The 19,942-nt window shown below is 49.7% G+C and carries 23 protein-coding genes, 1 tRNA gene and 2 pseudogenes; 11 read left to right on the top strand and 15 right to left on the bottom strand.

The features are described from left to right. Positions 1-61 precede the first annotated feature (61 nt). From AKG35_RS02525 to AKG35_RS02510, 3 genes and pseudogenes are all read right to left on the bottom strand, one after another. Positions 62-481, bottom strand: a complete 420-nt coding sequence (locus AKG35_RS02525; RefSeq protein ID WP_011129857.1) for a DUF3119 family protein — start codon at positions 479-481, stop codon at positions 62-64. A 149-nt stretch (positions 482-630) separates the two neighbouring features. Then, positions 631-1,226 (bottom strand): annotated as a pseudogene (locus AKG35_RS13690) (DUF6790 family protein). A gap of 164 nt (positions 1,227-1,390) precedes the next feature. Next, complete coding sequence (locus AKG35_RS02510) at positions 1,391-1,840, bottom strand: GNAT family N-acetyltransferase (protein WP_236069638.1); 450 nt, start codon at positions 1,838-1,840, stop codon at positions 1,391-1,393. A 97-nt stretch (positions 1,841-1,937) separates the two neighbouring features. Here AKG35_RS02510 and AKG35_RS02505 point away from each other — a divergent pair, with 97 nt between their 5' ends. Both AKG35_RS02505 and AKG35_RS02500 read left to right on the top strand, forming a co-directional pair. Next, positions 1,938-3,377, top strand: a complete 1,440-nt coding sequence (locus AKG35_RS02505; RefSeq protein WP_011129853.1) for a glutamate decarboxylase — start codon at positions 1,938-1,940, stop codon at positions 3,375-3,377. Continuing rightward, positions 3,313-4,284 carry a hypothetical protein gene (locus AKG35_RS02500; protein WP_011129852.1) on the top strand — a complete coding sequence of 324 codons (972 nt, stop codon included), beginning with the start codon at positions 3,313-3,315 and terminating at the stop codon, positions 4,282-4,284. Before AKG35_RS02505 ends, AKG35_RS02500 begins: the two co-directional genes overlap by 65 nt. Before the next feature lie 168 nt (positions 4,285-4,452). Here AKG35_RS02500 and AKG35_RS02495 read toward each other — a convergent pair whose 3' ends face one another. Continuing rightward, positions 4,453-4,983: a DUF2808 domain-containing protein gene (locus AKG35_RS02495; protein ID WP_011129851.1), complete on the bottom strand. Its 531-nt coding sequence runs from the start codon at positions 4,981-4,983 to the stop codon at positions 4,453-4,455. Then, positions 4,983-6,236 (bottom strand): glutathione S-transferase family protein, encoded by a 1,254-nt coding sequence (locus AKG35_RS02490; RefSeq protein ID WP_011129850.1) that lies wholly within the window; start codon positions 6,234-6,236, stop codon positions 4,983-4,985. Before AKG35_RS02490 ends, AKG35_RS02495 begins: the two co-directional genes overlap by 1 nt. A gap of 265 nt (positions 6,237-6,501) precedes the next feature. On the opposite strand from AKG35_RS02490, the gene gorA reads away from it, so the two are divergent. Then, on the top strand, positions 6,502-7,863 hold the full coding sequence (gene gorA / locus AKG35_RS02485; RefSeq protein WP_011129849.1) for a glutathione-disulfide reductase: 1,362 nt from the start codon (positions 6,502-6,504) through the stop codon (positions 7,861-7,863). A 210-nt stretch (positions 7,864-8,073) separates the two neighbouring features. Here the strand turns inward: gorA and AKG35_RS02480 are convergent, their stop codons facing one another. Continuing rightward, positions 8,074-9,183: a calcium/sodium antiporter gene (locus AKG35_RS02480; protein WP_011129848.1), complete on the bottom strand. Its 1,110-nt coding sequence runs from the start codon at positions 9,181-9,183 to the stop codon at positions 8,074-8,076. Between the two features lie 413 nt (positions 9,184-9,596). Here AKG35_RS02480 and pyrC point away from each other — a divergent pair, with 413 nt between their 5' ends. After that, complete coding sequence (gene pyrC, locus AKG35_RS02475) at positions 9,597-10,661, top strand: dihydroorotase (RefSeq protein WP_011129847.1); 1,065 nt, start codon at positions 9,597-9,599, stop codon at positions 10,659-10,661. A gap of 132 nt (positions 10,662-10,793) precedes the next feature. Here pyrC and AKG35_RS02470 read toward each other — a convergent pair. Continuing rightward, positions 10,794-10,879: transfer RNA gene (locus AKG35_RS02470), tRNA-Leu, on the bottom strand. Between the two features lie 107 nt (positions 10,880-10,986). Between AKG35_RS02470 and AKG35_RS02465 the strand changes: the two genes are divergently transcribed. From AKG35_RS02465 to trpA, 3 genes are read left to right on the top strand one after another with little or no spacing between them, the layout of a single operon-like run. Further along, positions 10,987-11,193, top strand: coding sequence for an NAD(P)H-quinone oxidoreductase subunit L (locus AKG35_RS02465; RefSeq protein ID WP_240951590.1), 207 nt, complete (start codon positions 10,987-10,989; stop codon positions 11,191-11,193). 4 nt (positions 11,194-11,197) lie between these two features. Continuing rightward, entirely contained in the window at positions 11,198-11,545 is a 348-nt protein-coding gene (locus AKG35_RS02460) for a DUF3007 family protein (protein ID WP_041384294.1), read from the top strand. Positions 11,546-11,591: 46 nt separating this feature from the next. After that, positions 11,592-12,419 (top strand): tryptophan synthase subunit alpha, encoded by an 828-nt coding sequence (gene trpA, locus AKG35_RS02455; protein WP_011129844.1) that lies wholly within the window; start codon positions 11,592-11,594, stop codon positions 12,417-12,419. Between the two features lie 133 nt (positions 12,420-12,552). On the opposite strand, the gene AKG35_RS02450 is transcribed toward trpA, so the two are convergent. After that, positions 12,553-12,924 carry an AbrB family transcriptional regulator gene (locus AKG35_RS02450; protein ID WP_011129843.1) on the bottom strand — a complete coding sequence of 124 codons (372 nt, stop codon included), beginning with the start codon at positions 12,922-12,924 and terminating at the stop codon, positions 12,553-12,555. A gap of 102 nt (positions 12,925-13,026) precedes the next feature. Between AKG35_RS02450 and AKG35_RS02445 the strand changes: the two genes are divergently transcribed. Continuing rightward, positions 13,027-13,296, top strand: coding sequence for a YciI family protein (locus AKG35_RS02445; RefSeq protein WP_011129842.1), 270 nt, complete (start codon positions 13,027-13,029; stop codon positions 13,294-13,296). On the opposite strand, the gene AKG35_RS02440 is transcribed toward AKG35_RS02445, so the two are convergent. Continuing rightward, positions 13,272-13,649, bottom strand: a complete 378-nt coding sequence (locus tag AKG35_RS02440) for a c-type cytochrome (RefSeq protein WP_011129841.1) — start codon at positions 13,647-13,649, stop codon at positions 13,272-13,274. The genes AKG35_RS02445 and AKG35_RS02440 overlap by 25 nt on opposite strands. 349 nt (positions 13,650-13,998) lie before the next feature. On the opposite strand from AKG35_RS02440, the pseudogene AKG35_RS12225 reads away from it, so the two are divergent. Continuing rightward, positions 13,999-14,454 (top strand): annotated as a pseudogene (locus tag AKG35_RS12225) (Nif11 domain/cupin domain-containing protein); the annotation flags it as partial. Here AKG35_RS12225 and AKG35_RS02430 read toward each other — a convergent pair. From AKG35_RS02430 to AKG35_RS02410, 5 genes are all read right to left on the bottom strand, one after another. Next, positions 14,417-14,947 carry a phosphate-starvation-inducible PsiE family protein gene (locus AKG35_RS02430; protein WP_011129839.1) on the bottom strand — a complete coding sequence of 177 codons (531 nt, stop codon included), beginning with the start codon at positions 14,945-14,947 and terminating at the stop codon, positions 14,417-14,419. The pseudogene AKG35_RS12225 and the gene AKG35_RS02430 sit on opposite strands and share 38 nt — an antisense overlap. A 29-nt stretch (positions 14,948-14,976) precedes the next feature. Next, a complete protein-coding gene (locus AKG35_RS02425; protein ID WP_011129838.1) occupies positions 14,977-15,261 on the bottom strand; it encodes a hypothetical protein in 285 nt (94 codons plus the stop codon). Between the two features lie 5 nt (positions 15,262-15,266). After that, the gene (locus AKG35_RS02420; protein WP_011129837.1) at positions 15,267-15,584 is read right to left on the bottom strand and encodes a hypothetical protein; all 318 of its coding nucleotides are present in this window, start codon (positions 15,582-15,584) and stop codon (positions 15,267-15,269) included. After that, positions 15,584-15,955 carry a YkvA family protein gene (locus tag AKG35_RS02415; protein WP_011129836.1) on the bottom strand — a complete coding sequence of 124 codons (372 nt, stop codon included), beginning with the start codon at positions 15,953-15,955 and terminating at the stop codon, positions 15,584-15,586. Before AKG35_RS02415 ends, AKG35_RS02420 begins: the two co-directional genes overlap by 1 nt. A 110-nt stretch (positions 15,956-16,065) precedes the next feature. Next, positions 16,066-16,992, bottom strand: a complete 927-nt coding sequence (locus AKG35_RS02410) for a sigma-70 family RNA polymerase sigma factor (RefSeq protein WP_011129835.1) — start codon at positions 16,990-16,992, stop codon at positions 16,066-16,068. A 238-nt stretch (positions 16,993-17,230) separates the two neighbouring features. Between AKG35_RS02410 and AKG35_RS02405 the strand changes: the two genes are divergently transcribed. After that, positions 17,231-17,701 (top strand): DUF2214 family protein, encoded by a 471-nt coding sequence (locus AKG35_RS02405; RefSeq protein WP_011129834.1) that lies wholly within the window; start codon positions 17,231-17,233, stop codon positions 17,699-17,701. Between the two features lie 5 nt (positions 17,702-17,706). Beyond that, positions 17,707-18,339 carry a peptidase gene (locus AKG35_RS02400; RefSeq protein ID WP_011129833.1) on the top strand — a complete coding sequence of 211 codons (633 nt, stop codon included), beginning with the start codon at positions 17,707-17,709 and terminating at the stop codon, positions 18,337-18,339. Positions 18,340-18,386: 47 nt separating this feature from the next. Here the strand turns inward: AKG35_RS02400 and hisIE are convergent, their stop codons facing one another. Beyond that, the gene (gene hisIE / locus AKG35_RS02395) at positions 18,387-19,055 is read right to left on the bottom strand and encodes a bifunctional phosphoribosyl-AMP cyclohydrolase/phosphoribosyl-ATP diphosphatase HisIE (protein WP_011129832.1); all 669 of its coding nucleotides are present in this window, start codon (positions 19,053-19,055) and stop codon (positions 18,387-18,389) included. Positions 19,056-19,942 lie beyond the last annotated feature (887 nt).

Below are 19,942 nucleotides of genomic sequence, written 5' to 3'. Positions count from 1 at the left end.
AGTTTGTGATTGAGGAGGTGAAAAGCCATTGCCCAGAATCTTATCAATCTCCTGGATTATTTTAGTCCGACTCTTTAGGCACTTCGAGAGTTCCCACTCGAAGCCTCAGCTGTTCTACAAGCATGACAGGGTCAAAAAGGATTGGCAGCAGATGAGGGCTCTTGACTTCGCGGAAGAACAAGATGCCTGGTATTTCCGGCAAGAACATTCGCCAGGCCAGCCAATTGGCAAATGGGAAGCGGCGTATCTCCTCGTCTACTCGCCATATCACGAGATCTTTGTCGGTTAATTCCAAACGCAGCAGATAAGCTTGCACCAGCAAAAACACTGCGAATCCACACACAACAATCGTCGCCCAAGGATGGAGAGGGAGCGGTAGCATTGCTAGGCCAATAACGTACACCAATACAGGTAAGCGGATGTTTGGTTTGAGAATTACGCTCTGGCTTTGATCAGGCTGGCTTTCAGGTGTCGATGACATTACAACTGAACTGAGGTTGTTATTAGGTTTTTACCTCTACCTCTTTTTAGATGATTTTCTGTAAAAAGAGTTTTAGAAGGTTTTTTTTCGTTATGATTTTAAGCTGCATCGTCAGCAGACTGAGAGCTTATGAAAGCTCTGCCACATCCTCATTTTCCTAGGATTAGCAACGGGATTTCAGCAGTGTTCTTGAAGGGAGCGCAGCTTGCAACAACGAATCGAAAGTGTTTTTTGGGCTTAGGTTTTAGTCGGGTTTGTTCTTCGCGACTTAGCCACAACAAGATCACCACCAGGATTGGCATTAAAAGGTCTGTAAACAAGATTGTTCCAACATTGGAGGGAGCATCATTGGACTGGACAACCAGCGAAGAAACATGCCCGAGCCAATCGACGACGAGCCAGCTGGCATAGGCAACGATCGAGGCAACCAAATTGTCACGACTTCGCTGCCAGAAGCTACTCAACCCAAGGATGCCAATGGTGAGATGGCGAATGCCACTTCATTCTGGAATGGGCGATTAGGCCAGCCGATCTGCTCGGCGATGAACTGGCCAAGAGATATATACATTGCGAATCCATACAGTGCCCCTAGACCCATGACCCAAAAAGTGATCCAGAGCAGGGTTGCTTCCGACCAGCGACTGACGTTCCAACTACGGCGAACCTGCAGGGCCCCGCATAGCAAAGCAATCAATGCGGTCCAAAGATCGATATGGCCAAAGATCAAACGGACCAAGTGATTCATCGGATAAATATTTCCCTCGGGATATTTAAAAAGCATGTTGTGAGAATCTTTTAGAGGGATATAAGCCCAAAGAAGCAAACTTCTGCATTTCAAGATCGTTTACCAAGACTGCAACCGTCTATGGCTTGATTGGTCTGATAGCAATCGGTTTGTTGGAACTCTTTTCAGCCAAGCTCCTTGGCGAAATGGTGAAACACTATGTTGAACCCTTGTTTTGCATAAAAACGATGGGCTCCAAATCGCTCCACGCCTGCATCTAGATGGATCTGTCTGCAACCTGCATCCCTTGCGATCGCCTCCAAGTAGCGCAACATCTGAACTGCCAGACCCTGGCCCTGATAGGTGGGGTTCGTCACAAGATCTCCCAGATAGAAGTAGGTGCCAAGCGATAGGGAAGAAGCCAAGCGATATCCCGCCAGGACTGCCAATGAAGAGAGTTGCTTCTGATCAGTTGGATTGAGGTCTTGAAAGAGACCCAAAAGCACATAGCCATGGTCATTGCGTTGCAGCCCAAGACGGCTGATGAAATCAGCTTTGCCGAGTTTCGGATGAAGGTGGCGGATCAGGCCATAGGCCTCGTTCAACTCCGAAGGGGTGTTGAGTTCATGGATCATCAACCGACTCAGTTGTTTGTTATTGCACCTCCCATCTTGCAAGGCTTCCTTGCTCAAACAACGTCGTTAAGGTCATACATAGAAACAAGAAAAAAGCATGGCCCTGCATCGTTCCAATCCCCGCTCCAACGATCTGGAAGAACATGCCATTGGGGAAACCGTTGATGCATTGGTCTCACCATTACCACGCACGACTTTCCCGCAAGAGTACCGTCCTGCATTAACAACATTTAATTTGCTCAAGGAGGAATTATTGCTTGACGGCAACAGCAAACAAAATCTGGCCACCTTCTGTCAGACCTATGAAAGCCAACAGGTGGCTGAGCTAATGGCCCTCGCGGTTGACAAGAACCTGATCGACAAGGACGAATATCCCCAAACCGCAGAGATTGAACGCCGTTGTGTTTCGATGATGGCTGATTTATGGCATGCCCCCGGTGAAGCTGTGGGCTGCTCCACCATTGGTAGCAGTGAGGCCGCCATGCTGGGTGGCTTGGCTGCGAAATGGCGTTGGCGTGAACATCGCAAAGCGGCAGGTCAGTCGATCGATCGCCCCAACATGGTTTGCGGCAGTGTACAAATCTGCTGGACGAAATTTGCCCGCTACTGGGACGTTGAGTTGCGGGAGGTGGAGATGACCTCCGGCGAGCTCTGCATGTCTCCAGAACGAATGCTGGAGCAAGTGGATGAGAACACCATCGTTGTGGTACCTACCCTGGGCGTCACTTATCATGGCCTGTATGAAGACGTACAAGCCGTCAGTCAGGCCCTCGATGAGCTGCAACAGCGAAAAGGACTCGACATTCCTATCCATGTGGATGCAGCCAGCGGTGGCTTTCTTGCTCCTTTCTGTGCCCCTGATCTAGCTCCCTGGGATTTCCGCTTGCCGCGCGTGAAGTCAATCAACTCCTCTGGCCATAAGTTCGGCTTAGCTCCTCTGGGTGTGGGTTGGGTTCTTTGGCGTGAGTCCCGTGATCTACCGGAAGGATTGGTTTTCCATGTGAGTTACCTAGGAGGCGATATGCCAACGTTTCAGATCAACTTCTCGCGGCCAGCGGGGCAGGTGATCTCCCAGTACTACGACTTTGTCCGCCTAGGTCGCGATGGTTATCAAGCCATCCATGGAGCGAGCTATGCCAATGCTCAATATGTTGCTCAAGAACTCAAAAAGCTAGGCCCATTTGAGTTGATAAACGATGGCAACCCAGCAGGTGGCATCCCCACGGTGGTATGGACATTGCGAGCCGACCAAGAGCTTGGTTTTAACCTTTACGACCTCTCTGATCGACTGAGATTACGTGGTTGGCAAGTGCCAGCTTATCCATTCACAGGTGAGCTTGCTCATCAAGCCTTTCAGCGGATCTTGGTAAAACGCGATTTCTCACGTGAAATGGCTGATCTCCTACTTACCGACATCCGCAACGCCATAACTCATTTCGAGAGTCATCCTGTCAAGATCAGTCTTAACGCTAATGAAGCAGCGTCTACTAATCATCTCGGCCGTTCAATGGTTGAATGCCGTGATGCGCATGGATGATGCCCCACTATTGGGGGCTTTGAATTTAAAGCGGGAGCATCCTCCAAACCTTCAGTCGCATTATTCAAGTCCATGGGGCACGACAGCTTGGCGGGAAGATGTTCCTGTTAGCGACAGACCGCATCATTTAGAAGTTCATTCACCTTGGGGGCTGTGGACAAGTCGTCGTCTGCGAAAAGGCCATGGACCGCTGGAGCAAGGAAAGTATCGAACCTTGGCTCCGAAGCATATGGTTCAAGCATTACTGCGTGGGAAAGACGTCCATCGTCTTGAAGTGCGAACGGCCTTGGCGTTCATCATTGGTCCGCTGTTGTTCGTTATTAGCAGTGTTTTGCTGATCAACAAACTTGGCTCGGGTGCAGCGCTCTTGGCAATTGGCTCCGTTTTTTTTACGGCAGGAGGTTGGTTTCAGTTGGAACAGGCTTTGTTAGTGACCCGTGGTTTGCTCAATCGGAAGCAGCGCTGGCGCTGGTGTGGAATTTGGTGTGCGCTAACGCAAAGCATTGGCACCGTTCTTTTCAACATTGAGACATTTTCAACCTGGGGGTTGCCTGCGCTGAATGGAGCACCATGGCTAATGCTGGAGGTTGCTCCCAACATTCTCGGGTCCGTGCTGTTTGTTATTTCGGCGATCTTCGGGCTTCTTGAGGTGGGTCATGGCCGTCTCTTCGTCATACAGCCGCACCATCTTGGTTGGTTGGTGGCTGTTGTGAATGCACTCGGATGTCTGTGGTTTATGCAAGCAGCCATCGCTGCTATTCCTGTAGATTTATCCATAGCCGCTGTGCTTGATCCTCAGGTTGCGATCCGAGCAACCTTATTGGGAGCCTTAGCTTTTACTGCTGTAGGTGTGCTGAGCCTTGCCGAGTGTAGTGATGATGAGGTTAAGAGCTCAAATTGCATCTAGGAGGGTCTTATCTCTTTGCTAATGATCAATAAAGCTTATCTTACTACATAAAAAATCAACTCCTAACTAGAAATTAAACAAGTTTTTTTTCTTTGAAAAAATAGGCTTCTATTTCTAGAATGCCCCTATTAAGAAGATCTGCGTGCTATCTAAGTATCCTGTGGAGCTTCAGAATTGCCTTTTTGAGAAAACACTCATCTGTACAACTCCTACATCCTGGGGGATGGGATTAGGGCCCCAAGGGATAGCAGAAACTGAATAAACATACAGGCCTGCGGGTGGATTCGTCATCACATTGAAAGCCACAGTGACCTTGGATCCGGGCGGAACAGCTTCCTGAAAGTTGATAGCGATCGATCGATTGCCGTCCTCAAAATTGGCAGATACCGGCACGGAGGATCCACGCTGACGTGGCATTCCTAAAAATGCCTTTGGTTGAATAGGACCGTAATAGAAAGCAGGCTGGACACCGCGGATCTGTTTTAAGCTGATTCCGCCGAGACCAGCTTCTGCTCCTTGTGGTAACTCGATCACGAAATAGAATTTTGCTCCACCTTCAAATGCATAGCTGCTGTAGTTAATTAGTTTTGCCTTAGTCGGCACTGCCACAAAAGATGTCTGACCATTGATCTCAAGCGCTGGCGAATGGATTGGGAACAGCAAAAACGCCGCAGCCAATGCTGAAGTGATCAGATGCATCAGCTCGTCAAGAAAGGCGTGGGATTCTGATCAAAGCGATCGTGAATCGGAATTGGATCACCCATCTCAGGGCTATCGAGCTGGGCTGTTTGTTCAAGGGCTTGACGCAGCCTTCGAGCTGATATCAGTGGCATGTCTCGCGGGACTGAGATGCGATCCCTGAGGTAGCGCAATCCTCTAGCACTTCCTGGATCTGGTGAGCAAGAGACCCCTAAAGCCATTCGTGTGAGCGTGGCCCTTAAGGGTTGATCAAAGCGAATAGCTCCAAGAGGGTTGAGCTCCAAAAGTCGTTTGCGATGCTTCAACACCCTTGACAGAGCAAGACCCTCGGGCCGGGTCTTTGAGTTTTCGGGATCAGCCCAACAGGTTTCCAATTCCGCAAGGCCTGCACCACAATCAATAGCTTCTGCCAGTTCTTGTTGTTTTGGATTAGATGCAACCCAACATCCACCCATCTGAGGTGGCAAGTCGTGGGCATGGGTATGGAAGTCACCCTGCGTACCTCGATACACCTCCAATTCTTCGAGAGCCTTAAACCACTTGTGGATGGCGGGATGTTCTTCCCGCAGGCTGAAACCTTTGTAATAAGCCAATGAGGCATTCATCCTTTCTACATAGGGGATAAACACCACATCAGCGCTTCCTGGGCATGGGCTGGTTGGTGTATTGCTAGCTGGATCCAGCCAAGGTCCTTGTTCTGCTGACAGCTGCTGTTCCATCATCCGGGCTTTGATCTGAAATTGTTCTCGGCCAGCCTGTTCCTGCCTCTGATTCAATCGAGCTGTACAAAGCCACCGACACCAGGCTCCAAACAGTTGCCGTTCCAGATCCCGCAACTTAAAGGTGCGCGGGTCCTCCAACCGATGACCTAGAGGACCAAAGGCATGCTCTAGAGCTAACAAGATCTGATCACTTTCCGTAATCAAGCGACCATCAAGCTCAAGGGCAGGAAGCATTCCTGAAGGCACTTTTTTCTTGAACCAGGCTTCCTTTTGCCCATAGCAGCGCATGGTGACTTTGCGAATCCTGTAGGGGATCTGCTTCCATTCGAGCCAAAGCCACACCTTCTGGCAGTAGGGGCACCAGGCGTGATGGTCCCGATAAAGAGTCACCCTTAAAGCTTTTTCAGATTGCCCAAACAGGCGCAAGGTGGCTTGGGCATTGGTGGGGCCATTGATTCGATCAGCCTCCGGCACTGTTAGCTCTGCTAAGGCCTGCCAGTCAAGAGCTTTTGTCGACGCTGCAGCAGGCATAAATCCTTGGTTTGAAGCCGCATCATCATGCCTGTTTCAAGTGCCTTTAGGTGCTTGGACAAGAGGTTCTCGATTCAAATCAAATGATCAACCTTTGATGTTGGATAAGCCACGAGTTTCGGCCAATGCTCGATTGCAGAGAATCCACAACTCCTTGTTCTGAATGAGTCATGACAGGTTTACTGATCATTGTCGTCACGATCCCTGAGTAATCCTGGCGTTGCTTTCTTAAGGAGTTGACAATGGATGCAGTGATCCTCGTCTCTTGGAGCATCCTTTTGATCTGATTGTGCTTGGTGCTGGCTCTGGTGGACTAGCCGCTGCTAAGCGAGCCGCAAGCCATGGTGCCAAGGTCGCCATCGTTGAAGGTGACCGTGTTGGAGGGACCTGCGTCATTCGCGGCTGTGTACCTAAGAAGCTGTTGGTGTACGGATCTCTTTATCGGGAACAGCTTGAAGTTGCCCCCAGTTTTGGAGTTGAGTTGAGTGATGCACAGATCAATGCGGGGGTGTTGCTAGCCAATGTGCGTCAGGAAGTGGATCGTCTCAATACTCTTCACATTGACCTGCTAGCCAAAAACGGTGTTGAGCTTGTGACCGGATGGGGGAGTTTTACGAGCCCAAACAGCGTGGCTGTCTCAAGGAACGGAGCCATCGATGCTTCACAGGAACTTCACGGCGATCACATTCTGATCGCGGTCGGTGGGCGTCCCCATCGTCCTGATATCCCAGGTGCGGAGTTGGGATGGGTTAGCGATGACATGTTCATGCAAAGCAGCTTCCCCGACCGAGTGGTGGTGGTGGGGGCTGGATTTATTGCCTGTGAATTTGCCTGCATCCTCCATGGCCTTGGCGTCGAGGTCATCCAACTGGTGCGAGGGGATCACTTGCTGCGTGGCTTTGATCGGGAGCTCTCCACTGCAGTACAGGATGGAATGCAGGAGAAAGGCATTGATCTTCGTTTTGGAGAAAACCCAGCCGCTCTAAAAGGCCAACCTGGCGATCTCGTCTTGTCAACCCAGAGTGGGGAACGCTTCTCTTGTGGGGGCGTTCTTCTTGCTACAGGACGACGACCTTTTTTGCAAGGACTCAACCTTGACGCTGCTGGGGTTGTTTTAGAAGGTCGACGTATTTCAGTGGATGCCAACCAATCCACAAATATCCCTCACATCTTTGCTGTTGGTGATGTAACAGACCGCATCAACCTCACCCCTGTGGCAATCGATGAGGGCAGGGCATTCGCCGACAGTGTTTTTGGACAGAAACCCCGCCAGGTCAATCATGACCTCGTTGCCAGTGCTGTCTTCAGCCAACCAGAGCTAGCCACAGTTGGGCTCACTGAAGAGCAGTCGATTGATCGCTATGGCAAAGATCAAGTCAAGGTCTACCGCGCCCGCTTCCGATCCATGGCTCAGGCCTTGCCGAAGCGAGGGCCCCGTTGTCTTCTCAAGTTAATTGTGGCACGCAACACTGATCGAATCCTTGGTTGTCACATGGTGGGGGAACATGCTGCCGAAATCATTCAGATGGCAGCGATTGCACTTGGAATGGGTGCTACAAAGGCAGACTTTGATCGCACCATGGCATTACATCCCACCGTTTCTGAGGAGTTTGTCACCATGACTTAGGGAGTATTACTGAAGATAAATTCTATCCATCCTTTTAGTCGATCACTTGCGCCATTTGAGTCGTCCAGGCAAGGCCTTAGGGGATCTGTTACGGCTCGGCAAACAATGATCTTGGCGATGTATATGTTCTAATGTTCGTGTCAAATGATATCGGTATCTTCGAATCAGTTGACTCGATTAATCTCCATCTTCAGCAGGATACTTGATAGATCAATCAACACTTTGAGTTATTCGTTCTTTGCGAAGTTGACGCCAATACAACAAGGCTTGAAGTATGATCATAACGAGAATAATCGGCAGAACAATGCAGAGCATTGTCAATCGAAATCCATCCTGCCAAGTGGGTAGGGTGCGGGGGAGAACTTGATCGATCACATAAAAAACGTAGAGCCCTACGAGGATCCCTCCTTCAAGCCGGTTAATACGTCCCCTGGTCCAAAAAATTGGCATGCAGGCAAGCGTGGTAAGCACCATCACAGGTAGATCTCGCTCAATGATCAAGCGATCGACTTGCAGCCCAGCCCCACCAGAGACCAAGGCACAACTGCTTAGGACCAGAAGTTGATTGAGCAAGCTGCTGCCCACCACATTGCCGATCGCAAGATCTGTGCGGCCTCGTAGAGCAGCCACCAAAGATGTAAACAATTCCGGCATTGAGGTGCCAGCAGAGACGATCGTGAGCCCGATGACGGTCTCACTCACTCCTAAGAGTGAAGCAGCATCGCTTGCCCCTTTAACCAGCTGGTTCGACCCGACGGTCAACAATAGGATGCCAAGCAAAAGGCGGATACAAGCTTTGATCCAACCGCCATTGGCAGTTTTGCTATTGATCTCCGGCTCAGCCTCCACCATTCCATCCGGTTCCTCGCGGGCCGTTCGGATTTCCCATACAGAATTGATCACGAGGGCTATCAAGAGGGCTACTCCGGCCTGCCATGTCACACGACCTGCTGAAGCCATTCCCCAAACGGCTGCAGACACCGCTAGTAGCAGAGGAACATCACGTCGCACTAAACGACTCTCCACCCTGAGTGGCAGCACAAGGGCACTGCTGCCAAGCACCACCATCACATTAAAAATATTGCTACCAACCACATTGCTCACGGCCAGGGCATCGGAGCCCTTCAGCACTGAACTCACACTGACAAACAGCTCGGGGGCACATGTGCCCAAGGCCACCACAGTGAGACCGATCACAAGCTCGGGTATACCTAAGATCAGTGCAAGGGCGACGGAACCCTGCACAAACAGTTCTCCCCCCCCAAACAACAGGCCGATTCCTGCCAGCACTTGTAAAGCCGGTTCAAGGAATTGCGGCATGTGATCCGAACGGACTAAAGGGATTCTGCATCTGAACGCAAACCATGACCCTCTCTCTCAAAAATCATGGTTGCTTGCTCAAGACGATCTTAAGGTTTTGGTCTTCATCCTTGCAAGATTCGCTGTTGCTCAATCGGACCAACGCTGATTCTCAGATGTCGCTGTACTTAGAAAGCGTATCGCTGCAAAAATGCTTCTATCAATGATCTTGATTTTTGCTTCTTGCTCCTCTGCGCTGGCCAAGGCTCTCTCCTGAAAACAGAATGTCATTGTCTGTTCTTAGGAATGACTGAGCCATAGCGTCGAAAACATCATCTTTGGGAGCACTTCCAGAAAGGGTTTATCACAGCAAGTTTATTTTTGGGTCTTACTTCGGTGCTGAAATCTCTACACCTCATTCTGGGTTGATGACTTTGGATTCTTTGCCCGACCAACTCATTTTGCGTCAACCGGATGACTGGCATGTCCATCTGAGGGATGGTGCCATGCTGCATGCGGTGCTAGGCAGCACAGCTCGTGTGTTTCGACGAGCAATCGTGATGCCCAATCTCAGGCCACCAATCACGAGTGTAGAAGCAGCAAAAACCTATCGCGACCAGATTTTGGCAGCCCTTCCTGATGGTGTTCCGTTTACGCCATTGATGACGGCCTACCTCAACGAAAGCTTGGCTCCAGATGTTTTAGAACAAGGGCATCAACAGCATGTTTTCATCGCCGCCAAGCTTTATCCAGCCCATGCCACAACTAATTCCGAGCAGGGGGTCAGTGATCTAAGAGCGATTAACTCACTTCTAGAGACGATGGAGAAAATTGGGATGCCATTGCTCGTTCATGGTGAGGTGAGCGATGTCGATATCGACATTTTTGATAGAGAAGCCTTTTTTATTGAGCACCACCTGGCACCACTAATAGGGCGTTATCCAAATCTTCGTGTCGTGATGGAGCACATCACGACGCAAGAGGCAGTTCAGTTCGTGGAAACAGGTGGGCCGAATCTGGCAGCCACTATCACTCCTCATCATTTACATATCAACCGTAATGCAATGTTTCTCGGTGGTTTTCGTAGTGATTTCTACTGCTTACCAGTAGCCAAGCGTGAACGCCATCGACTCTCCCTGCGTCGAGCAGCGACAAGTGGCAAACCATGCTTTTTCCTTGGCACTGATTCGGCACCACACCCTCGCTCTGCAAAGGAGAGTGCTTGTAGTTGTGGTGGCATTTTCAATGCTCATTATGCGATGGAAAGTTATGCCGAAGTCTTTGAGCAGGAAGGAGCACTTGATCGCCTTGAGGCCTTCTCCAGTGAATACGGTCCAGCTTTCTATGGCTTGCCCCTCAATAACACCTCAATCAAACTGATACGAAGAGCTCATGTTGTACCAGCTACTTTTAGCGGACAAACGAACGCAGATTCTTCTGAACACTTAGTTCCATTTCATGCTGGCGAACTGTTGGGCTGGTCTGTTTCGGTTGATTGATAAAGCACGCATTGGAGCGCATGAATTGCACCATTGCTCGAGCTGGCAATCAAGGATCCGATTGGGGTCTGGCTAGCAACTTGAATCTCTACGCAAATGGGGAAATATTTGGCTCGTTGCGATGATCACCAGTGGGGGCAGGGGGACTTGAACCCCCACGTCCTTTTCAGGACAAGCGATTTTAAGTCGCTTGCGTCTACCAATTCCGCCATGCCCCCGGCAATGGCTGGGCCAAGGCCCGCAATGGCATCCTAGATTTATACCAAGCAGTTTGCTGACAGTGTTTCTACAGGCCGTCACCAGTCCAATCTCGATCAACTCGCTGATGGTGCTCGCTGCCTATGCCTTGTTAGGCGGCCTCTATTTGATTGTTGTCCCTTTGCTCCTCTATTCCTGGATGAACAGACGGTGGCACTGTATGGGCAAATTCGAGCGTCTAAGCGCCTACGGATTGGTGTTCCTGTTCTTTCCCGGTTTAATTCTATTCGCGCCTTTTTTGAATCTTCGCCTTAATGGGCAAGGAGAGGTTTAAACATATGACGCGTGCCAAGGTCATTCAGCTGGGCTTTCTTGTTTTGATACTCGGGGGGATCGCTTACAGTGTATTGAGATTTACGGGCCTGGATAGTATTTCTGCCGGTATCGCTGCTCAATCACTTCTTGTTGTGGTTGTTGTCGCCTGGACGGGATCATATCTACTTCGAGTGGTTTCAGGGAATATGACCTTCATGCAACAACGGCGACGTTATCAACAGGCCTATGAAAATCTATCAGCTGCTGAACTTCAGGCTCGCTTCGATGCATTACCTGATGCTGAGAAAGTTTCCTTACTGAAGGATATTGAGGATGAGAATCCTAAGCAACAAGCCCCCTCTGACCCATAGGTTCTAGGGCGTTTGCCCCCCTCACGCCTTCTTCTAATTGATTGCTATGGCAGATTTCTTGGCACCTAAATCCAATACACACGCCACAATCAGCAGTCGCTTCCAACGAGTACAAGCTGAGGGACGCCTTGCACTCATGCCATTCCTCATGGCTGGTGATCCTGATCTGGAAACCACTGCTGAGGTATTGCTCAGCCTGGAGCAATCTGGCGCGGACATGATCGAGCTGGGCATTCCCTATAGCGATCCTCTCGCCGATGGTCCGGTAATTCAGGCAGCTGCTTCTCGAGCACTGGCTTCTGGTACGACACCAGCTCGGGTCTTGCAGATGTTGATTGACTTGCGAGGCAAACTTTCCATTCCTGTGATCCTGTTCACCTACACCAATCCATTGTTCAACCGGGGTATGGAGCGTTTCTGTGATGAAGCTGCTGAGGCTGGAGTTGCCGGTCTTGTGGTCCCAGATCTTCCACTCGAGGAAGCTGAGCGCCTTTCCCCCTTGGCTTCTGCTCGTGGACTTGATCTGGTTCTTCTGGTGGCTCCTACTACACCTGCGGAGCGTATGGCAAGGATTGCAGAAAGCAGCAGGGGTTTTACCTATTTAGTAAGCGTGACGGGAGTTACTGGCGAACGTTCTGTAATGGAGGATCGTGTTCAATCCTTGGTGCAGCAACTCAAGTTGTCCGGCTCCAATCCTGTAGCAGTCGGATTTGGAATTTCTGGGCCTCAGCAAGTACGGCAGGTGCGAAGTTGGGGTGCTGATGGAGCCATTGTTGGCAGTGCTCTAGTGAAACGAATGGCTGCTGCGGCTCCTGGATTAGTTGCTCAAGAAGCGGGTCTTTTCTGCAAGGAGCTGCGCAACGCTGCTGGATGAGTTTTAACTTGCTCATATCTATCATCCTGCCTTAAGACACAACAAAAAAAGCCCTGGAAGATTTCCAGGGCTTGCTTGATTCAAATGAGGTTGGAACGATCTTCTCCGAATCTCCCTTAGCTCAAAATATGAATCAATCGTCGTCTTCGTCGCTTCCTCCAGCGGGAACTAGGCGAATCTGCTTGCGTCCAAGCTTGATTTCAAACTCATCGCCAGGCTTAAGATCAAGTAAGGCTGTATAGGCCTTGCCAATCAATAGATTGCCATTGCCCTGAACAGTAGCTACATAACTAAGCTTGCGCCCACCCTTACCGATACCTGCAACACCAGTTATCCCAAGGCTTACACCTTTAGCTTCTAGTAGAGCTTCGTAGAAAGCAGTGAAATTAAGGCGTTCTCCACCATCCTTCTTCGTGGAGACATAGCCACAGGCGCGAACAAGATCGGATTTGCTGACATCACCCAGGTCTTTGACTTTCGTGAGGAGGTCGCTGCCGGTGAGCATGATTTGTAAAATGGAAATCTACTTCAACAACATAGCGTTTAGTTACCCATTTGTGCCATCCTTTAAGAGACAAATTTTAGCGATGAGTTTTACGCAGCAGACATGGCACGATTTGTTCTTTGGGGTACTTACTGCGAAAACGCACTTGAAAAGCGAAGCCCTTTTCGTGAAGAACACCTCAATAGGCTTACCACTCTTAAGAAACAGGGCATTCTGATCACTCTTGGTCCAACAGAAGGGAGCACTCATGTTTTTGGGATTTTCGAAGCCGCAAGTCTTGATGTTGTTAGGAAGCTTCTAGAGCAAGACGTTTACTGGAAGGAAGGAATATGGACCTCTCTTGAGGTTTACCCTTGGGTCCAAGCATTCTGAGCTTGAGCCCATATCCAGGCCGCCACGAGCTGATCTCCACTATCGCCGAGAACATCCTCGTAACCAGACATTTGCCCGATTCCTTCTCGAGCCACTCTGGCGATTGCTTGAGGATTATCTAGACCATTGCGCTCTAGTGCTTTGAGCCTAAGGGTTTTGTTACGTCGGATGATATTGCCACCATTTACATGACACCCTGAACAGTGTTGCTTGAATAACGATCCTCCAGCATCGGTATCCAATGCAATGGTGCCAATAGGATGGATCAAGAGTGTAGAGATCAGGATTAATAATCCTGCAGTTTGGCCCCCAAGTTCAAGTACAAGTCGCCTCAGACGAATCTGTAGTTTCATGCAATCATCAGCAGTAACGCCTAAGTCTGCCGTAGTGATCTGTTGTGATCTGCTGATACCGCTTTAACAGTTGCGCATGGGCTTGGCACCACCGTGAAAGAGAGGACTGGGGTATCACAAAGGCCTCGAGCAGATCCTGAGCCGAATCAACTGCTGTTCACTGCTCTCATAGGCTCGCTGATGTAAGGCATGGAAATAGGTTGTGAATCCTGGTCAAAGGTTTTCATGGTTGAGTGTTTCTATGCGTGTTGTGATGATCAAAGCGGATGAGGCAACCAAAAAATTTCGCTGATACCTTGAACAATTTGTTATCAGCATCATTAGTTGGAAATGAATTCTGGAGAAGTGGATGGCAGAACAGGATCTCTACCGATTCCTCGACAAGGTGCAACAGCTTCAAAAAATGATTCAGTCGCTAGAAACTGTCCCTGGCCGACGAGAGCTGCTAGCCGCTTGTGGAGATCACAATCAAGTGGTGAAGTTAGCTCGATCTTGGGGCTTTGAGATTGGACGCCGTTGGGGTGAACTTGAGCCTGTCGAGCAGCTTTCTTCCGATGCCAATCTACTAACGCGGCCATTACCTCCACAAGGGCAGGAACAACAGCATCTTCTCCACGCTGGTTCAAATTGGCGCCTAGAGCTAATTCTCTCTTGTGCTGCATCTAGTCCAGAGGGGTTCTGGTATGACCAGGCTGATCACGAATGGATTGTGCTAATGAAGGGAAGTGCACGTATGCAACTGAAAGATCCCGATGTGTGTGTTGATCTCAGCGTGGGAGATCAGCTGCATTTGGCCCCTCACCGTCTGCATCGTGTGGAACGAACTGATCCTCACCCTGGGACAATTTGGTTGGCTTTGTTCTGGAACGAGCAGAAAGGGCCGGATCAATTGTCGCTCTCTTAACCAGCCAATAAGCCCCGGCCAAAGCAATCGAGGCAATCCCCAGTCCAGCCAGTAACTGAGGTTTATCATCAGATCCTGGTGGCAACACGATCACTTTGCGCGCCACGGCAGTCAGCGCTGTAACAAGCACCAGCTCAATCTGTACCACGTGGCGGCGGAGATAACTGGTGACGTTCTGAAGCACTTCAAGAGCAATCAGCACAGTTAACAGATCACCAAGAACCTTGATTAAGTCATCCCCAAGCCAGCTCTGCTGTGAATCAACGAACAATTCATTGCCAACATTCACGATGAGCTGTATCAATGCCGCAATGATCACAACAACGGTGATCATTGTGAGAACCTTGACAATTACTCTTTCTCCCCAATCCACTAGATTGAGGAATGAAGGCATTGCCCGCTTGAGACGGCGCAAGGCGGATCTCAGTTATTGAACGGATTGTAGGAAGGCTGAGCCGGGGTATCGCCGCTGGGATTCTCAAGTTTGGTATCGCAGGTAATGGATCCATCGGCCTCTTCAATGCAGTTGCCGGGCACGACTTTGCTGTTTTCACCTGTACGGCTGTTCGGTCCAAGTAGCCAACCCTCCGACTGTGCCTGCAGGCTTAAAGGAGCAGCTAATTGCAGACTGGCAGTCATTCCTAGGCAAGTCACAAGTAAGGGCAAACGCATGATGAAACAGTCATTCAGATCCACTTTGCCTGTCATCTGGTTCAGCTGCCGCAGTCATCACGGATTTCTTGCAGAAGTAGGTCTAGTTGGCTGAAAGGATCGGCATCTTTTTGGTTGTCAGATTGAGATAATGCATTCGTTCCAACCCATTCCGCTTCAATTTCACATAGACGTGCCGCCACCCGTGGTATTCCTCCCAGGCGATGTTCACGTTCCAAGACCTCAAGCAAGGCAGGCATGCGAGTCGATACAGCCTGAAGGCTTCGACGCAGGTCTGCCTGGGTACGTCCCTGCTGCTTCAACCAATCCTTCAACAGGAGGGTCAGCTCATCTTCAACTTGACCAGACCACCCTGACATCAGCCGCCAACTGGAAACCACCGATCTAGTTTGCGTCGGGCACGATCACGAATCTGGGGGGTCATGTGATTGCTCCAGAGGCCTACGACTGCGGTAAGTGCAACAAGGTCATCACTAAATCCTGCTACAGGGATCAAATCTGGCACCAAATCAATGGGCATGATGAGGTAGGTCAGTGCAGCGAGCATGGTGAGTCTGGCCTGTGCAGGTGTTGATGCATCCAGGAGCATTTCCAAAGCTTCTAAAGCTGGCCTTGCAAGGCTTCGCCCAGCCTGACGCAACACCTTTTGAAACAGACTCTGATCAATAACGGAACTTTCCAGCACCGTTGCATCGACGGTGGTGTGAGTTGCGGTGGCCTCATCAACCATGGTTTGTCGGCGCCGATGTCATTCCATTTTTACCTGATTTATGGGGATTCATAAGATGAGCTCCGCCCCTTCTTGGGGCGGATTTCCCACTTTTTAGTGAGGTTTATCGCTTAGAGGGTGCTTTCTACCAAACCACTCTGCATTCCTGCTTTGCGCAGTTTTCGCAGTGCCCTTTGTAATACCTGCCTGCAGTATTCGCGACTGCAACTCATATGTCGTGCAACTTCCGCGAGAGTGCGCCATTCATGAGATCCGTCGAGGCCAAAACGAAGTGTGACCACCATCCGTTCTTTAGGAGTGAGGTTCGCACGATTGAGCAAAGTCCATACCGATGCAGTTCTTTCCGACATTTCGGCACGCTCCATAGGAGGGATCTCTTCGCTGGGAAGGACATCCGCAAGTTCTGAAGGATCGGATTTTGACTTCACAACTCCTTGAAGGCTCACTGTCACACTGCGTAATTCACAAGCGAGCAGATCTTCCACTTCAGCCATCGGCAGTCGCATGGTTTTTGCCAATTGCTCAGCAGTGGGAGGCAAGCCGTTGTTCTGCATCAGTCTTGACTTTGCTGCCCTTAATTTGGTTAGCTTCTCATTCACATTGACGGGAATTCGTATCGTCCTGCTCTGAGTCGATAGTGCCCGGTTAAGCCCCTGGCGAATCCACCAATAGGCATAAGTCGAAAATCTATGGCCACGGGTTGGGTCATATTTCTCCACTGCTCTGGTAAGTCCAAGCGTGCCTTCTTGAATCAGATCGAGAAGATCGAGCCCCTTGCCCTGGTAGCGCTTGGCAAGATTCACTACAAGTCTTAAATTGGCAGTGATCATCTGATTCTTGGCTTTTTCACCACGACGAATGGTGAGGCGCTGATCATCTGAGTATTCGCATTCGGGACCTGCTCCACCAGCAAGATGGCATCGGTTAGTAAGCGCAACCATGGCCTGAACCTTCCGACCCATTGTCAGTTCCTGTTCAGGTGTCAAAAGTTGATGTCGCCCGATCTCCCCAAGATAGGCACTTAAAGAACTCACCATCTGGAACTCAACTCTTAATTGAACCTAGAGCCAAAGTGTTTCCATCCTGACTGCGTAAGGAAGAGTACGGAATTAACTTTTTATGCGTTATTAAACAGTTTCTTCAGGATGTCGTGTTGCTTTGATTGATGCAGACCCCCCTCACCCTCTTCTTCTATTGAGATAGCCGTTCATTGAGCTTGATGTCGCTAGCGTCAAAACGAATTTCATTCATCCCATCCACTTGGGAGTTCTTCTCATGCCTGAGATTGTCAACAATGCTGGAATTGCCTACGTCCACTACCTGAGCTTCATGGTTTGCTTTGCTGCCTTGGTGCTTGAGCGAAAGCTGTTGAAGGCTTCCCCAAACCGTGGAGAAGCCACGGCGATGGTCATCACGGACATCGTTTATGGCGTAGCAGGCTTGGCGCTTTTGATCAGCGGCATTCTGCGGGTGTTGTATTTCGGCCAAGGAAGTGACTTTTATACTCAAAACCCTTTGTTCTGGTGGAAGGTAGGAGTCTTTATTGTTGCGGGGACTCTTTCTCTTTATCCAACTGTCACCTATATCCTCTGGGCTATTCCACTGCGTAAGGGAGAACTGCCTGAAGTGAGTTCCTCGTTAGTGACTCGCCTCGGTTGGTTCATCAACATCGAAATCGTTGGATTTGCATTCATTCCCCTTTTGGCAACCCTGATGGCCCGCGGCGTCGGCCTTCCTTCTCAATAATCCTAATGGTTCCAGATCCCTGTCCACCAGCGCAAGACGTGCGTGTTTTAAATGGTGGTCTCCAATTACCCGAGTCCAGAAATGGGCTCGGGTATGTCGACAAATTAGCGACCACCAGTTTTGGTTATCCAAGCTTGCCTCATTGGTGTGTATGGATTGAACCAAACCCCAAAGGCTCTGTTGCGGGCCATCGCTGGTTAAAGCGATGGGCCAATGCTGTGGATGCTGCATTCAATAGCTGGTCTGAAGTGATTCCACTAACGAGGGTCGCTGAGATTGAACGCGCTCATGTGATGGTGTTTAGGAAACGCCCTCCGCTGCGACAGCTCCCCTCGGGTTGGCGTGCCAGCAATGGCCGCAGTCTGCTGACGATCATTGAGGCTCGACGCAAAAAAGCAACCCAACTTGAGCCAAAAGTGAAGGTCATGGTTTCACCAGAACTAAGAGCGCCTGTCCTTCAAGCGACAGCCTTGCATGAGCTAGGTCATGCTTTTGGCCTATGGGGGCACAGTGATCATGCTGGCGATGTCATGGCCGTATCCCAGGGGGCATTGCCTGTCTTGACTGTTTCCAAAAGAGATCGGCTCACACTTGAGTGGATCCGTTCACAATCCACCAACTTTGGGCAACCACGTTGATAGGAATTTCACTAAAAAGAATCACTCAATCAGCCACAGTTCAGCATTCAGTTTCGACGCGGTGCTCCACGTCTATTAGCGAGCACCTCAAGCACATCTCTCCAGTTCACACCATGGTGGGCAAGAGCGACTTGCAGATGAAAGAGAAGATCAGCCGCTTCATTAGCAATTGCCTTCTCATCGTCGTCTTTGCAAGCCATCACAAATTCCGCACTCTCCTCACCAATTTTTTTGAGGATGCGATTGTCTCCACCTTCTAAAAGCTTGTTTGTATAACTGTTGGCTTCGGGTGTGGTGTGGCGTTGATCAATCACCCGAAAAAGTTCACTGCATGCATCCATGGGAGGTGGAAGAGTGAGTGAGTCTCCCTGCGAATGCTGGTTTACCTCTGCGAAGAAACAGCTTCGGGCTCCGGTATGACAACTGACCAAACCGGTTTGTTCGATACTGAGTAAAAGCACATCAGCATCGCAGTCATAACGAATTCCCTTAAGGATCTGCGTATGACCGCTCGTAGCACCTTTATGCCAAAGCTCCTGACGCGACCGGCTCCAGTAATGAACTTGGCCACTCTTTAATGTCTGCTCCAAGGCAGTGCGATTCATCCAGGCCATCATCAGAACGGCTCCATCAAGCCAGTCTTGGGAGATCGCTGGAATCAAACCAATATCGTCAAAACACAATTGGTCGATGAAGGCGGGGCTGAGGGGTTGCATTCGTCCTCAAGGAGCGCAGGAGCGGCCGTGCAATCATCCCTCAGCACCAAACTAGTCATCAACTGTGCTTCGCTCTCGCATGATCCGCCCCTCCTAAGGCCTTTTAACCTGGAAGCGGATGGAGCAGTGCATCAGCATCTCGAATGCTATGGGTGCTGATTAGAAATTTCCCCCCTAGCCATGGCTAGGGGGAAGGATCAACAGACACCAGAGACAGCAAGGGGTGATGGGTGGGCTTACGGACTGATAAGAGCCACTCAAAGCATTCAGTCTCAGTATCAAGCAGATGTCTTGTCTCAGGCTCAGATAGAAGGGGAAGCTTCCAAATACTGATAAGTTGAATTTCAATGGCTATATCATCGATAAAGCTCTGAACAGACACCTTTCCGATTTTATTTCTACTGGTGTATAGAAACAAGCTACATCGATTTTTAACTAGCAGCAGGTTCAAGCAAATAAATTCAATCAATTCTTGCTCTCTTCTTAGATCTGAGCAATTCAATTCTCCAGATTTAGTACCTGCCAGTTCTCACATCTCCTTTGTCACCAGGCAACGCCATCCAAGATATTGCATCCAATCACAGATCTAATATTATCCAAAGGAGCCTGACCTGGGTTTCCGCTGAAAAGAAATTGCCAATTGCGGAAAACATCAAATATCACGCTTCTTCTTGCACTCGGATTGGAGGCACCAAATTGAAAACCTTGATCAGAAATCAATGGATACCCGCAATCATGCCGAAATGTCGCCTGAAGATTTTTTGTTCAATTAGATATACTTTTGCAAATGAGTTAATAATCAGACTCAAGAGCTTTGAATCTAAATCATAGAATTTAGATGAACCTTTAGATCTTGCCTCTAGAGTACCTTCCCCTAGGCAACTCCC

This window comes from Prochlorococcus marinus str. MIT 9313, from assembly GCF_000011485.1.
Classification (GTDB): Bacteria; Cyanobacteriota; Cyanobacteriia; order PCC-6307; family Cyanobiaceae; genus Prochlorococcus; species Prochlorococcus marinus_D.
This window is presented reverse-complemented; position numbering and strand designations above follow the sequence as displayed.